The 14,181-nt window shown below is 62.6% G+C and carries 11 protein-coding genes and 1 pseudogene; 8 read left to right on the forward strand and 4 right to left on the reverse strand.

Features of this window, described 5'->3' with window-relative positions; translation table 11 throughout:
• The first annotated feature begins 231 nt into the window (after nt 1-231).
• Complete coding sequence (locus NO934_RS06695; RefSeq protein WP_309163068.1) at nt 232-1,923, forward strand: DUF6538 domain-containing protein; 1,692 nt, start codon at nt 232-234, stop codon at nt 1,921-1,923.
• 37 nt (nt 1,924-1,960) lie between these two features.
• On the opposite strand, the pseudogene NO934_RS20630 reads toward NO934_RS06695, so the two are convergent.
• The 4 genes and pseudogenes from NO934_RS20630 to NO934_RS06710 all read right to left on the reverse strand — a co-directional run.
• Nucleotides 1,961-2,251: pseudogene (locus NO934_RS20630) on the reverse strand (hypothetical protein); the annotation flags it as partial.
• Entirely contained in the window at nt 2,223-3,179 is a 957-nt protein-coding gene (locus NO934_RS06700; protein ID WP_309163069.1) for a hypothetical protein, read from the reverse strand. The pseudogene NO934_RS20630 and the gene NO934_RS06700, both read right to left, overlap by 29 nt.
• A 627-nt stretch (nt 3,180-3,806) precedes the next feature.
• Nucleotides 3,807-5,825 carry an ATP-binding protein gene (locus NO934_RS06705; protein ID WP_309163070.1) on the reverse strand — a complete coding sequence of 673 codons (2,019 nt, stop codon included), beginning with the start codon at nt 5,823-5,825 and terminating at the stop codon, nt 3,807-3,809.
• A 647-nt stretch (nt 5,826-6,472) separates the two neighbouring features.
• On the reverse strand, nt 6,473-6,898 hold the full coding sequence (locus tag NO934_RS06710) for a heme-binding protein (RefSeq protein WP_309163071.1): 426 nt from the start codon (nt 6,896-6,898) through the stop codon (nt 6,473-6,475).
• Between the two features lie 274 nt (nt 6,899-7,172).
• On the opposite strand from NO934_RS06710, the gene NO934_RS06715 reads away from it, so the two are divergent.
• Genes NO934_RS06715 through NO934_RS06745 form a run of 7 tightly spaced genes read left to right on the forward strand, consistent with a single transcriptional unit; the run spans nt 7,173 to nt 14,181 of the window.
• Nucleotides 7,173-8,159, forward strand: coding sequence for a tripartite tricarboxylate transporter substrate binding protein (locus tag NO934_RS06715; RefSeq protein ID WP_309163072.1), 987 nt, complete (start codon nt 7,173-7,175; stop codon nt 8,157-8,159).
• Nucleotides 8,160-8,182: 23 nt separating this feature from the next.
• Nucleotides 8,183-9,253 carry an Ldh family oxidoreductase gene (locus NO934_RS06720; RefSeq protein ID WP_309163073.1) on the forward strand — a complete coding sequence of 357 codons (1,071 nt, stop codon included), beginning with the start codon at nt 8,183-8,185 and terminating at the stop codon, nt 9,251-9,253.
• Nucleotides 9,254-9,276: 23 nt separating this feature from the next.
• Nucleotides 9,277-10,095, forward strand: coding sequence for a TIM barrel protein (locus NO934_RS06725; RefSeq protein ID WP_309163074.1), 819 nt, complete (start codon nt 9,277-9,279; stop codon nt 10,093-10,095).
• A gap of 58 nt (nt 10,096-10,153) precedes the next feature.
• Nucleotides 10,154-11,200 (forward strand): Gfo/Idh/MocA family oxidoreductase, encoded by a 1,047-nt coding sequence (locus NO934_RS06730; RefSeq protein WP_309163075.1) that lies wholly within the window; start codon nt 10,154-10,156, stop codon nt 11,198-11,200.
• Nucleotides 11,197-11,667: a tripartite tricarboxylate transporter TctB family protein gene (locus NO934_RS06735; RefSeq protein ID WP_309163076.1), complete on the forward strand. Its 471-nt coding sequence runs from the start codon at nt 11,197-11,199 to the stop codon at nt 11,665-11,667. Before NO934_RS06730 ends, NO934_RS06735 begins: the two co-directional genes overlap by 4 nt.
• 1 nt (nt 11,668) lies before the next feature.
• A complete protein-coding gene (locus NO934_RS06740) occupies nt 11,669-13,189 on the forward strand; it encodes a tripartite tricarboxylate transporter permease (RefSeq protein WP_309163077.1) in 1,521 nt (506 codons plus the stop codon).
• The gene (locus tag NO934_RS06745; protein WP_309163079.1) at nt 13,186-14,181 is read left to right on the forward strand and encodes an NAD(P)-dependent oxidoreductase; all 996 of its coding nucleotides are present in this window, start codon (nt 13,186-13,188) and stop codon (nt 14,179-14,181) included. The genes NO934_RS06740 and NO934_RS06745 overlap by 4 nt, the downstream gene beginning before the upstream one ends.

Below are 14,181 nucleotides of genomic sequence, written 5' to 3' on the forward strand. Positions count from 1 at the left end.
CTATCAAGGTCAGAAGCGGACGTCTGTTCAACCCCAATGTCCTGGCGCTGAATCTTCATTCGGGGGACGGACAAACTGGTCCGCCAGGCCAGTTCAGCGGAAGGTTTAGGACATGTGGCGTCCGGGGAGTCATATCGGAATGCCCGTCAGCCGAAGCCTGTAATTCGCCCTCCCAAACGCGCTAAATCCCTGTCCGGCGTCGTGCTTACGGCTTGTTCACGGGAGAGTTCTATGGTTGTGCGCATGGCTACACCCTTTCTGCACCCGAAATCAGGCGTCTGGTATTTCCGCAAGGCTGTACCTGAGCACCTTCAGCCTCTCCTCGGCAGGAAGGAAGAGAAGTTCTCCCTTCACACCAAGGACCTAGCGGTTGCCAGACGTCGGTTCGCGCAGGCGGCCGCGGACGTTCAAGCACGATGGGACGATCTGCAGCGGCAACCATTGGTCCCCGAACCTGTTAGGGAGCAATCCCTCACCCTGCAACAGATCGTGGCTATGGCGGGCGAATTCTACCACGACCTTCTGCGCCGATACGGCAAGCATCCGGGTCCCGCCAAGATATGGCGTGACAAGCTCGATCAGATCCAATCGGCATTGCCCGATCGGCTGATGAAGCCCGGCCGCAAGCGAATTCCCGGTTGGGCCTTCCAGCCCGCGCAGGCCGCTGCGCGAAAGGTCGGCGCGCAGGTGCGGGAAGTGCTCGACAGCGAAGGCATCGTCCCCGACAACGAAAGTCTGACGCGCCTCTACTTGGAGGTGGCCAGCGCTTTGGCACAGGGTTATGCCGTGCTGGCCCGCCATGCTGAAGGCGATTTCAGTGACGATCCTCTCGCCGATCGGTTCCCGGCTCGGGTCACCCGTTCCAAGGAAAACTCGACCGACTGGCGCAAAATGTATGCGGGTTATGTGGATGCGCGAAAGCCGGCCGCGAAATCCGTCAAACGCCAGAAGGGCGTCCTTGCTGCCTTTTTCACCTTCCTCGGTCACGACGATCCGTCGCGGGTCACGCGGGCCGACGCTCAAGCATGGATGAAGCACCGCCTCGACGCCGGTATCGCGCCGCAAACCGTATGGTATGCGGACATGGCCCACCCCCGGGCCTTGTTGAATTGGGCGCGAAGGAACGATCTCATCACCAACCGCCCCTTCGACGACATTGATCCACCCGCTATCAACAAAGAGCAGGTTCGTGACAGGGAGTTTTCTCTCGAGGAATCCGAGCGCATTCTGAAGGCTACGCTCGATCCCGTCAGCAACCGCATGTCCGCCGAAGGAGCCGGAGCCCGTCGCTGGGTTCCATGGCTCTGCGCCTATACGGGCGCTCGCGTGAACGAGATCACCCAGGCACGATCGGAGGACGTTTTCCCGAAAAAGTCGCGAAACGGCCGGTTTGTCTGGGTAATTCGAATCACGCCGGAAGCTGGTACCACGAAAACTAGAAAGGCGCGCGAAGTGGCCTTGCATCCTCACCTGGTGGAGATGGGATTCCTCGAATATGTGGGGAGCCGCAAGGGCAGGCCGCTTTTCTACGATCCGGGTCGCGCCCGCGATGGTTCGGCCGCAAATCCCCAATATGCGAAGGCCGCATCGCGCGTGGCAGAGTGGGTACGCAAGGTCGTCGGTATCACGGACGAGAACGTCAGTCCCAACCATGCGTGGCGGCATCTCTTCCGGTCGATGCTCTTGGCAGCGGAAGTGCAGGAACAGGTGATCGACAGGATAGACGGCCATGCGTCGGCGACGGTCGGCCGTACATACGGCACGGCCTGGCCGGAGGTCATGTTGGCGGCAGTGTCGAAAATTCCCCGGTTTCTTGAAGAACACGGTGGTGACGATGGCGACGGATCTGAGCACCTGGCCGAGCGACTGGCCGATCAACCACCATCGAAAGGCATGGATCTGCGAGCCGGTAGTATCGACTGATCGTACGGGCCCATGTCCTGTCTGGCGCCACGAAGATCACGATGCTGGTCCAGCACCAGCCCGGCCCAACAGTCGGATGTCCTGTCACGAAGCCGCCGAGGCGCACATACCCGCCATCGACTTCGACGAACAGCCATGCAGTCAGAACTGGAGCGCGTTCGAGTTCGTCGTCGGACGGCATCCCGCCGTTCCTCAGCTTAATCATCTCTCGCAGTCCGGCGGCAACGACTTCATCGGACAGTCTGGCCATGACGAATTTCCCGCACGTTTTTATGTAAAGGGGCCTTTGCCGTGTCGGCTCAGCCGATGCTCCAGCGTGAAGCCACATGCGTTCGCCCGGCAGTGACCATCTTGATCAGGGAAGCGGCGGTCCTGCCGGCGATAGCGACACGGGTGAAGCCGACTTCGCTGTTGCCCACCACCCTGGCCGCTTCCAGGAAACGGGCATGCGCGGACCGGTAGCGTTGGCCGACACTGGCCGAGGCTTGCAGGTAGACGCTGGACCCCGGGTGCAAGACGACGGTTTCGTTCCGGACTGTCGCAAGTGCGGCGATCTTGCCGTCGGCATACCGAAGACGGGAGCCGACCTCGAAATGGCGGAAGTTGACGGCCTCGCGTGCCAGGTGCATCACCACTGCGGGCCCAACGACCTCGTCCGCCGGACCCGGAACGGAGGTCGGTGCCATTGGCCATTCGGTAGCGTCGGCAGATAAAGGGCGGAAGTCCGCGTCGCCGTCCAGGACCCTTTCGCCGAGAAAGATCAAATCCAGCACACGGCGCATGACAAGCGACAGCTCGTGACGTCGGCCATGTGCCATTCGGAAGTATGGATGACGATCGAAGGTCGTACTGGCCAGAGAATTGCCCTCGGCCACCCAGGCGTGCGCGAACTCGGCCTCGAGATACTTCCGTTCCTGGGCGGTCCATTCCCCTTGGGCGGCGAAGGCTGCAACGACGCGAGCCGGGAGCACGACAGGCGCCGCTCGGTGCCTACGAAGACGATCGATGACCTTGCCTTCCCCGACGCGGGCAACGGAACCGCTCGGGTCCTCGACGCGATAGATGCCGTTCAACGATAGCCATGGGGCAAGGCGCGGGTCTTCGATCGCGCACATCGGGGCGATAACGACAGCGACCGACCGATCCGCCGCAACCAGCGTGATGCCATGGGCCGGGACCCGGTGAGGGACGTACAGGCAAACGTCATCAGGATTGATAAGGTGCGTTGCCGTCAGGCCCAAGTGATCGAGGATCATGTCGGACTCCAATCGTGCCGACATGATGATCCCTATCCAACTAGGTTCTTGTCGGCTTCTTCAATTCGATAGTCCGAACCCAGGACAGAGCACACCAAAAGGTCAGGTAATCTCCCACCGTTCACGCCTTGGCGCGGAATGCGCGTGGGATGCCTCCGGCACCCGTTCGGTCAGTGCCGACGTGTCAGTCGCCTGCCGCAGAGGATTCTTAGTCGTCCGTATCTGATCTTGATCTGGGCGTGCCAAGAACTGTATGGCAACTATTCCACCGTCTGAGCGTTCAAAGCCGCCGACCAGTCAAGAGTACAGCGGATAAGCCAGCGGCGGCTCGGCACCACGCGCTCACCCGGTTCCCCGGGTTACGTCGTATTCTTATCAGGATCATTCCTTCGCCATATGAGCGAGTGGGTCACTCACGACCGCTCTGTCGGCTTCGCGCCCTCATTCCCGCCGTTCAGACCGCATTTTTGATTTCCCGAAACCTGCCAGTCCGCTTTGGCCGCCGCCAAAGGCCATATTGGGGTGGAAAGCTGACTAGCGGCTTTTGGAAAGCCTATGGGGAAAGCGGACGTTGGGAGTTAAAGCTGCCAACCGAAGTCCGCCCGGACCGGAGGCGGCTCGCTCAATCTACGCCGGAGCCTCCTCAACTTCGGGAGCTCGGTCACTCTCAACCTCAATTTCCTCAAAGTCAGGGTTTAGGTACTTCGCGTACGTTTTACGGAGGTAGGCGAGCGCATCCTCACGGTCCACACTAGCCTGCAATCGGTCCTGCACGAACCTCATTCGGCCCTTGCTCTCAGCGAAAAGTTCGGCCCATGACTTGACCCACACTTCAACGAGGCCGTCGTCAGTCTGGGCGACTTGCCCACGCGGCTTGTTCTTTTGACGTGCCTCTGTTTGGGCGAAGTCATCGAGGTCATTAGAAACAACCCAGAACGTCCAGCGGGTTTTAATATGGCGGAACCGTTCGTCCTTAGCCACGGTGTAGGCGTAGTTTTTGGCCTGCATGATCTCGGGGCCGCCGATCTTTTTCGATGGTCGCTTGAGTTCGACTACCAGATGCTCCCGCTCGTCGGACCGACTGGTCGGTACTGAGCGCGAGAGCATCAGGTCAACAATCCCGACCTTGCCATCGACGCGTTTCACCGGGGCGTCGATCACGACCTCTTCCCCGATCAGTTGCTGGTGTTTGCGGAGGACTTCAGTCAGAGACTGGTCGTCCACCGTGAGATTGAATTCTTCCCCAAATATCCATGTGTTGCCCTCGGCAAGGATTCGGTGAAGCTGGCTCCGCTCCTTCACATGCGGCTTAGTCTCCCGGTCGAAGATCAGCGCTTCTAGGCCCGTGAGGAACTTCATCCGATCAGCGACCAACCGCGAGGCGGTGATAATATTGCCGAGATCCGCATCGCGGAGCAACTGCGACAACTCCTGTTGCTTTTTCACAGGCAGCTGTAACACTTCCGTGAAGATGTGTTGAAGTTCCTCAGGTCCTCGCTCAACAGCGTGACGTAGCATCCTCAATTGAAATGACTTGGTGCGGCTATCCTGATCCGAGAAGGTCGGAAGCTGCTTGTTCAGGTTGAGAGCGAGAATGTCGAACACCTGCCGCTCGGCGATCTCAACGACTGTCTCGGCCGGTTCTCGGTAAGGATAGACGTTCTGCTCCTTCCACCTCTCGATTTCCGAGCGAGACTGCTCCGCGTCGCGGTCCTTGAAGTAGGCTTTGGTGAGGTCCGCAGCTTCATCATAGGCGGACTTTAGAGCCGGGGTGAAATCGGCTAAGTCGATCTGGCCGGTGCTTTGAAGCTCGTCAAGGAGTCCGGACCTCAGGTAGGCGGAGAACTGATGCCCCGGCGTGTGGAAGGTTGGAGTTAGGCGCTGGAAGGGGAAACCCTCTTCGCCACACAGAAACACCCATCGCTCTGCCGATGACTTCCACTCGATCAAGTGCAGTTTGACGCCATACGTGCGTCCCTCGTGCGCCACCTCCGTCAGTGCGAACTCCGCCCGGCTCTGAATCAGGTTCTCTGGGTCCAGCTTCGCGTCGTCGACGAAAACGGCTACGTCCTTATAGTCGGTGAGGTAGAGAGCGAAGAGTTCGGAGAACGGCTGGATGGCTTGGTCCGCTTCCAATGAGCGGAACGACCGATCTAGTTCCGTGATCCGGACCTCCACGCCTGTGGAAACCCCCTTGCCTACCTCCTCGGGTTCCGTCACCCGCACGTCCGTCAGGTTGTCGCGAATGATGGTAATGGTGAACCGAAGGACCCGCCCATCTTCCGCCCGGTAGACGCTGATCCAATCGGCAACTCGGCCGAGAGCCAGCGCCTTGAAGCGCCCCTTGCCCTCCTTGCCGTGAAGGATGCGCCCTCGCTTACGGGAGCGATTCCCGTTTGCCTTCCATGATCCGCCGAGCCTACCGAACAGCCCTTCGGCCTCTTGGTGTGCAATGCCGTGCCCATTGTCGGTGACGACGACTGCCTCAAGCCCTAACGGGCCGCGTTCGAGCGTTACGTTTACGCGGGATGCGTCCGCATCGAGACCGTTCCACACCAACTCCGCAACAGCGGGGATGGGCTTCGCACTGGCGAGTTTGTTGATGTGGTCCTTCTCGACCACCACTTGGAAATGCCTATCTGCCATTGCGCCCCCCAATCTTGCGCAACTTTATCGAACCACAAAGTGAAATGAAAGCACCACCAGTTGATGCGAATTCGGCCAACGATTGACCGGATTGGGCGCAATGACGGAAGTGGCCTGCAACGAATGTCCGCTTTTTTGCGTAGGCGGAATCGACGTCAACGTCCGCAATGAGGGTCGGCTGCTGTAGGGCGGCTTTCTAAGATCCTTACTCGGAAACTGACCGACAGCTTTTGGCCCCACCGCAAATAGCCTCGACCGCTTCACTTGTGGTCGATCACGGCCAAAAAGAACTGAAAGGGGTATTCTCGACATGATGCTGCAGACCGAGGACGGGCTGCATGGAGTGCCAGAATGCAGCCAAAACCAGCGTCCCCTGACGCAGAAGCAGGTCTGGGCAATCCGCTTTTTCCCGAATCGGCAAGGGAGGATTCAAGATCGTGCGCCTTTCGACCTTGCGATCGCAAGGTGCCGCTTCAATTCATGGCCTAAACGTCCGGTGTCGTTCATGCCATTTGGCTTAGATAGGAAGTCGAGAGTCCTGGGCCCAGCAACAGCTCTTTCGCCGATGACTCACCGTGACGCCCGTCGAGGCGGACCAGGCAACCCGAGCGGGCCTGACCGCCCGTCCGGTTATTGCGCGCAGGACGTCAGGCTATGGCCTTGAGGAAGGCATTCAGGCCCGCCTGGGCGCACAGCCTGTCTTCATCGGGCGTGCCCGAACTGATGCCGATGCTGCCGACAACTTCGTCGCGCACCACGATCGGCAGCCCGCCGGCCACCACCATCAACCGCCCGTTGATCGCCGAATTGATGCCGAAGGCGGGCTTGCCGGGCTGGCTGGCCGCGGCGTAGTCATGGGTCGCCTTTTTGGCCGCCGCGGCGGTATAGGCCTTGTCGATGGCTATAGTGATGCTGGTGACCTTGCCGCCCGTCATGCGCTCGAAGGCGACCAGATTGCCCGCGCCATCGCAGACCGCAATGCACATGGGAACGCCGATCTCGTTTGCCTTTTCCACGGCTCCCGCGATCAGGATGCGGGCATCGTCGATGTCGATATTTGTGTTGGTCTGCATTGTCGCTACGCTCCTTTGGCCACATGTCGTGACTGATTGAGCACATTCCCCCTCCGATGCGAATCTTTGCGAAAGCGATTTTCCGCGATGTGGGAAGCGCAATGGGACAGGAGTGGGCATCGGACGATATAATCGTCGTGATCCCAGCAGCTTATAGAGAGCTAGATCGTGCCGGTTTACCCCACCAGATCAAATCGGTTGTTGTGCCTTTTGCCCGGCGCGGCCTAGAGCAACCATGAACAAACGGCGGAAAAGCCGCCAAGGGAGGATGCTTATGGATTTCAAACTCGATCGCCGCCAGTTCATGTGGGGCGCCTCGGCGCTTGCCGCCGGACTTGCCGCCCCCGCAACGTTGCGCGCGCAGAGCTGGCCGTCCGGTCCCGTCACCATCGTGTGCGGCTTTTCGCCCGGCGGCACCACCGACACGCTGGCCCGCATTCTAGCCAACAGCCTCAGCGCCCGCTTTGGCCAGCCGGTTATCGTGGAGAACCGCACCGGCGCGGCCGGTGCGATCGGGATGACCTCGGTTGCCGAAGCCGAGCCTGACGGTCAGACGCTGCTGTTTTCCGCCGTGGGCCAGCTTGTCGTCGTTCCGCACGTCTCTGACAATCTGACCATCGATCCGGTAAGCGATCTCGCCCACATTTCGCTGCTCGCCGAGGGCGATTTCATTCTTAACGCCAGCATCGGTTCGGGGTTCAATACGGTCGACGAGCTCATCGAAGGCGCCAAGTCGGGCACAGTGCTCTACGGGACGTCCGGGGCGGGGGGCAATCTGCACCTGTTTACCGAAGCGTTCCTCCATGCTGCCGGCATTGAATCACGTGGCGTCCATTACCAGGGCGGATCGGCTCTGATGCCAGATCTTTTGAACAACCAGGTCCAGTTCGCGCTCAATTCCTACAATCTGAGCGCGCCTTACATCGAGGAAGGCCAGCTCAAGCCGCTGCTGGTCGTGGGTAAGGAGCGCAATGCAGCGCTTCCCGATGTTCCGACAGGGCCCGAGGTGGGACTGGATTCGCTCGCCTCGTGCATGGATTGGTTCGGACTTCACGCTCCGGCCGGAACGCCTGCCGAAATCATCGAGACGCTTGCCCAGGCCACGCGGGCAAGTCTCGATGAGCCGGAAATGGCCAGCCGCATCGAAACCGGCGGGTTGCGTCCGGTGGGCAGCACGCCCGATGAGTTCGCCGAACGGATTCGCTCCGATTATGCGCTGTTTGGCGAGATCGCCGAGGCGTCCGGCATGGCGACGGGCTGAGCCTGACCGGACGGTAGCGCGGCATGAACACGATCGGTTGGCAACGCTACGGCGTTGCCGCACTCAACCGCTTTAGCCGCTCCATTCTCGTCGCGGCGGGGATGGAGCCGGCCGCGGCCGGCACCGTTTCCGATGCGCTGGTCCAGGCCGATTGCCGGGGCACGGCCTCCCATGGCCTGATCAGGCTGCCGTTCCTGGTGGCGCGCCTGGTCGATGGCGGCGCCAATCCAAGGCCCGATATCGCGGTCGTGACCGAGGCGTCCGCGATGGCGGTGGTCGATGCCGATGCGGCGCTGGGCCCGGTGGCGGCGACATACGCGATGCGGTTGGCCAGCACCAAAGCGGCCCAGGCCGGGATCGGGGCAGTGACCGTGCGCAACAGCGACTTTATCGGCACCTGCGCCCATTCGGCGATGATCGCGCTTGAGGCCGGTCATATCGGCATGACCTGGACGAACGGCCATCCCGGGATGGCGCCTTGGGGCGGGCGCAAAAACGCCATCGGCAACAATCCGTTGGCCTGGGCCGTACCGGGCGGTTCGGGCGCGCCGGTGGTGCTCGACATCGCCATGAGCGTCGTGGCGGGCGGCAAGATCCGCCATGCAGCCAAGACCGGTTCGGCGGTTCCTACCGGCTGGATCGTGGATGCGGCGGGCAACGACACGAACCGCCCTGAGGACTTTCCGCAAGGGGGTGCTCTGCTGGCGCTGGGTCACAAGGGGTACGGTCTCGCCGTGATCGGGGAAATCCTGGGCGGGGCACTGGCGGGGGCAGCTATGCTGGGCGGGGTGTCGCAATGGTTCACCGCCACCGACAGGCCCACGGGCAACGGGCACTTCCATCTTGCCATCGATCCCGAGCGGTTCATCGGGCGGGCGGAATTCAACGCCCGTATGGACGCGTTGCGCGAAACGCTCCATCGCACGCCGCGCCGGCCCGGGGTCGAGGCCATCGTGCTACCGGGCGAAAGCGCGGCTGAACGCGAGGCGGCGGCGCATGCCCGAGGGGTGCCCCTGCCGGACGAAGTGGCCGCCGATCTCGCCCGGCTCTCGGAGCGCTGGGGCGTTGTCATGCCCATGGCGAGCTCGGACTGACGTTGCAACACAAAGGCCATATCATGCGCAAATCCCTTGCCCATCTCACGCTCGGCGCCACGCCGGCAGAAAACATCGAAGCGGCGGCCGCCGCCGGGTTCTGGGGCGTGGGCATCCGCATCTGCGGCCGTTTTGTGGGCGATACGAGCTTTCTTGACATCATTGGCGACCAAGCCGAGACGGTGCGGCTGGCGCGGCTTTCGCGCGACGCCGGGGTCGTCATATCCAACATCTCCGCTTTCCAGTTCTATCCTGGTCTGACCACAGAGCATCTGCGGCGGGTCGTCGATACGGTGAAGGAGCTGGGCTCGGACACGCTTGTGGTCAACTGCTTCATGCCCGACCGCGAGGAGGCGATCGAGCTGTTTTCCGCCTATGACGAAATGGCGAGGCGGGCAGGGGCGCGGATCGCGCTCGAATATCTGCCCTACAGCACCATCACCGACCTGGCCGCAGCGCGAGCCTTCATCGCCGATAGCGGTGCAAAGACTGCGCGTCTCTTGATCGATGCACTCCATCTCGACCGGGCCGGAGACAGCCTTGAGGACCTTGCGGCATTGCCGCGCGAAGAGCTCGCATTTTGGCAGATCTGCGATGCGATGAAGCTTCGCGGACCGCGGCCGGGCAATGAGGAATTGATGCAGGAGGCGCGAACCGCCCGGCTGCGGCTGGGGCAGGGAGAGTTGCCGCTCTCGGGGTTGATGGCGGTGCTGCCCAGTGACCTCGAGGTGGAGTACGAGGTGGCCGACGCCAGCATCCGCCACCTTCCCCCGGCCGAGCGGGCGCGGGCCGCCATGTCCGATCTTGAGCAGTTTTTGTCCGCGGCGCATGTCGCCGATTGACGATCATACCGTCCGGTGTGGCGGCGAACGATAGGAGGGCCCTTCCGGGCTTATTGACGTGAGCGAGAAAAACCTCCGCGTGGGACTTTTAGGCTGCGGCCATATCAGCCGCGACCACCTGATTGCCTGGGCCAACTGCCCGGGCGCCGATGTCGTTGCGGTCTGTGATCCGGTCGAGGACCGGGCAGCCGCTCAGGCCGAGGCGTTTTCCATTACCGCCGTCTATACCGACCCTGCCAAGATGATGGCCGAGGCCGACCTTGGCGCTGTCGATATCGTCACCCCGCGCCACACCCATGCGGGCATGATCCGGTTGGCGGCCGAGAACGGGCTGCACGCGCTGTGTGAGAAGCCGCTCTGCCCCACGCTCGAGCAGGCCGAGGCGCTGGTCGCCGAGATTGGCGATCGGGTGCGCGTGATGGTCAACGAGAACTGGCGTTATCGCGAGTATTTCGAGCAGATCCGAATGTGGATCGCTGAGGGTCGCTTGGGAACGATCACCCAGGCGCGGATCGCGCTTTGGCGGTCGAACATGCTGCCGCGGCCCGACGGGATGGTGCCGGCGCTGAGCCGGCAACCTTTCGTGGCCAAGGAAGAGCGGCTGCTGGTCGCCGAGTCGCTGATCCACGAACTCGACACGGTCCGCTCGCTGTTCGGGGAGCTGCGGGTGGTCGCCGCCCGGTTGGGACGCTACAGCGACCGCATTATCGGGGAAGACGCAGCCGCGATCCTGCTCGAGGCTGATGCCGGCCACGCGGTCGTCGTCGAAGGCGTGATGACCTCGGCGGGGCACGCCTTCAGAGCGCCCAATAGGCTGGAAATCGCCGGGACGCGCGCCAGCGTCACCCTCGACGGCGCAAGGTTGCGCCTGCATGGCCCCGAGGAGGACGAGACCATCGAGTACGACGAAAACAAGGTGCGCCAGGGCTGCTTTGACGGGGCGATCGCCCATTTCGTCGAGGGGCTGGCGACGGGTAAGCCGTTCCTGACCTCAGCGCGTGACCAGATCAACACCTTGCGGCTTCTCGAAGATGTTTATGGCGTCGCCGGGCCGCTGCGGCGTCCGGTTGGCGCACTTGCGGGGCAAACGGAGGCGCGGCAATGAGCCGCTCGCGCCTGATCGAAGCGGGCGGGGGCGCCATCCTTGTCCTGTTCGGGATCGCATTCGCCATCGGTGCCTTGCAGTATCAGATCGGCGATTTCATCGACATGGGGCCGGGGATGTTCCCACTCATCGTGGGCGTGGCAATCGCTCTTTTGGGGGCGATTGTCATGCTTATGGGGCTATCAGGCCCGCCGCACGACACCGAGCCGTTCGACGCCCCGGCCTTTCGCCGGCAGATGGGCGTTTTGGGTCTGGTGAGCGTTTCCCTGCTGGTCTTTGGCCTACTCATCCGGGGCTTTGGCATGTTTCCGGCCACTATCGGGCTTGTGCTGCTGGTCGGCCTTACCGAACGCGAGCGCCGTCCCGTCACATCGGTCGTGACGGCGATCGTTCTGGCCGTCCTGGCCTGGCTGATTTTTTCGAGAGGCCTGGGGATGAACATCCCCGCCTTGCGCTGGGGGCTGTGAAATGCAGGACATCCTTGCAAATCTTTCCATCGGGTTCGGCGCGGCGCTGTCGCCGATGAACCTGTTTTACTGCTTCGTTGGCGTGTTTCTTGGCACATTCGTGGGTGTTCTGCCCGGGATCGGGTCGCTGGCCGCGATTTCGATGCTCATGCCGCTCACCTTCTATGTTCCGCCCGATACGGCGCTGATCATGCTCGCAGGCATCTATTACGGCACGCAGTATGGCGGCTCGACGGCGGCCATTCTGCTCAACCTGCCGGGCACCCCGTCCTCGGCGGTGGCCTGCCTTGACGGCTATCCCATGTCCCAGCAGGGGCGGGCGGGGGTGGCGCTAGCCATGACCACGATCGCTTCGTTCGCCGGGGCCACCGTGGGCATTTTCGTTCTCACGCTTTTCGCTCAGAGCCTCGCGAGCTTCGGGATGTCGTTCGCGGCGGCCGATTATTTCTCGCTCATGCTGCTCGGGCTCGTTGCCTCATCGACGCTCGCGGCGGGGTCCCCTATCAAGGGCATCGCCATGGTGTTGGTGGGGATCGCGCTGGGATCGGTGGGGAGCGACGTTCAGACCGGTGAACTGCGCTACACCTTCGGCATGCTCGGGCTGAGCGATGGCATCAACCTCGTGGCGCTCTCGATGGGGCTGTTTGGGGTTTCGGAGGTGATCGCCACCATCGCGGGCAAGGAATCAGGGGGCGCCGTCCAGCGGGTCGGTTTGCGCTCGCTGCTGCCCAAGCTGAGCGACATCCGCCGCTCGCTGGCCCCCATCGTACGTGGCACGGCGCTGGGCTCGGTGGTCGGCGCCCTGCCAGGCACGGGCACCAACATCGCCTCGTTCATGGCCTATGTAGTGGAAAAGCGCGTTTCAAAGACCCCCGAGAAGTTTGGGACGGGGGTCATCGAGGGCGTTACCTCTCCAGAGGCGGCCAACAACGCCGCGGCGCAGACCTCGTTCGTTCCCACGCTGACGCTGGGGATTCCGGGCGATGCGGTGATGGCGCTGCTTCTGGGGATGTTGATTATCCACGGCATCCAGCCTGGCCCGCGGCTCATCGAGAGCCAGCCGGTGCTGTTCTGGGGGTTGGTCGCGAGCTTTTGGATCGGCAACATCATGCTGGTGATCCTCAACCTGCCGCTGATCGGCATTTGGGTGCGCATCCTCACCATCCCTCGCCGCATCCTGATGCCGGCCATCCTGATGTTCATGGCCATCGGCGTCTACAGCGTCAACAACAACGCGTTCGATGTGTGGATCATGATCCTTTTCGGCATCATCGGGTATTTCATGTCGACGTTCCGCTTCGAGGCGGCGCCATTGCTGCTCGGCTTCATCCTCGGCCCACTGATGGAGCAGTACCTCAAGCGCGCGCTCCTGATCTCGGGCGGCGATCCGGCGGTTTTCGTTCAGCGCCCGATCAGCGCAACGCTTCTGGTCGTTGCGGTGCTGGTCCTCGCGCTCACCATCTGGGGCGCATTGCGGCGGCGCAAGCACGCAAGGGTCGAAAGCGTGGAGAGCGTATCGTGACGCGGCCGGCGATCCTTCTGACCCATCCGGCCGGATCGCGCCCCTGGTGGTATGGCGAAGCGGCGATGGACGGGTTGCGGGCGCTGGGAGAATTGCGGCTCAATCTCGGCGATGCCGAGCTCGAGGGCGAGGCGCTGGTCGCGGCGGCGCAAGGGTGTCGGGTTATCGTCCTCGACCGCGCTACGGCGGTGGGGGAAGCCGAGATGGCGGCATTGCCGCAGTTGTTCGCTATCGTGCGCAGCGGGGTCGAAACACGCCATGTCGACATCGAGGCGGCCAGCCGGCACGGCATCGTGGTGACGCGGACCAATCCAGGCTACGTCGCCTCGACGGCCGAGCTGATCCTGGCCCATATGCTCAATGTGGCCCGCGACGTTCCCGAATACGTCGCAGCCTATCGGGCCGGCAGCGTGCGGGCGCCAAGCCATGGGCGAGAGCTTTCGGGCGCGACGGCCGGGCTGATCGGCTATGGCCGCATCGCCCAGCACCTGGCGCGGATATTGAGCGCCATCGGCATGGAGGTGCTTGCCCACGATCCGTTCGTGACCCCAACCGAGCCGGCCGTCGCCGTCCCACTCCATACCTTGCTCGCCCGGTCCGATTTCGTCGTGCCCATTCTTTCGGCGACGCCCGAGACGCGCAATCTTCTTGACGCCACCGCCCTTGGCAGAGTCAAGCGCGGCGCTTTCCTCGTCAACGCCTCGCGCGGGGATGTGATCGACGAGCCAGCGCTGCTTGCCGCGCTCGAGAGTGGGCACATCGCTGGTGCAGGGCTTGATGTGGGGTGGGGGCCGGACCAGACGCCCTCCGCCCTGCTCAGCGGCCATCCGCGCGTGCGCGCTACGCCTCATATCGGAAACCTCACTCTGGAGGCCGCAGCCCGGCATCCGGCGGAAACGGTGGCCCAGTGCGCGCAGGTACTTAGGGGCGAAATTCCGTTCGGGGCGCTCAACCCCGATATTTTGAGCAGGCTCCAGGGCCATCGCTCCTAA

Origin of the sequence: Pelagibacterium sp. H642 (assembly GCF_031202855.1) — a bacterium.
Taxonomy (GTDB): Bacteria; Pseudomonadota; Alphaproteobacteria; order Rhizobiales; family Devosiaceae; genus Pelagibacterium.

What these genes read in the sequence shown, in the direction of transcription:
- NO934_RS06695 (WP_309163068.1), top strand. Translation starts at nt 232, where the DNA reads ATGGTTGTGCGCATGGCTACACCCTTTCTGCACCCGAAATCAGGCGTC.
- NO934_RS06700 (WP_309163069.1), bottom strand. Translation starts at nt 3,179, where the DNA reads ATGATCCTCGATCACTTGGGCCTGACGGCAACGCACCTTATCAATCCT.
- NO934_RS06705 (WP_309163070.1), bottom strand. Translation starts at nt 5,825, where the DNA reads ATGGCAGATAGGCATTTCCAAGTGGTGGTCGAGAAGGACCACATCAAC.
- NO934_RS06710 (WP_309163071.1), bottom strand. Translation starts at nt 6,898, where the DNA reads ATGCAGACCAACACAAATATCGACATCGACGATGCCCGCATCCTGATC.
- NO934_RS06715 (WP_309163072.1), top strand. Translation starts at nt 7,173, where the DNA reads ATGGATTTCAAACTCGATCGCCGCCAGTTCATGTGGGGCGCCTCGGCG.
- NO934_RS06720 (WP_309163073.1), top strand. Translation starts at nt 8,183, where the DNA reads ATGAACACGATCGGTTGGCAACGCTACGGCGTTGCCGCACTCAACCGC.
- NO934_RS06725 (WP_309163074.1), top strand. Translation starts at nt 9,277, where the DNA reads ATGCGCAAATCCCTTGCCCATCTCACGCTCGGCGCCACGCCGGCAGAA.
- NO934_RS06735 (WP_309163076.1), top strand. Translation starts at nt 11,197, where the DNA reads ATGAGCCGCTCGCGCCTGATCGAAGCGGGCGGGGGCGCCATCCTTGTC.
- NO934_RS06740 (WP_309163077.1), top strand. Translation starts at nt 11,669, where the DNA reads ATGCAGGACATCCTTGCAAATCTTTCCATCGGGTTCGGCGCGGCGCTG.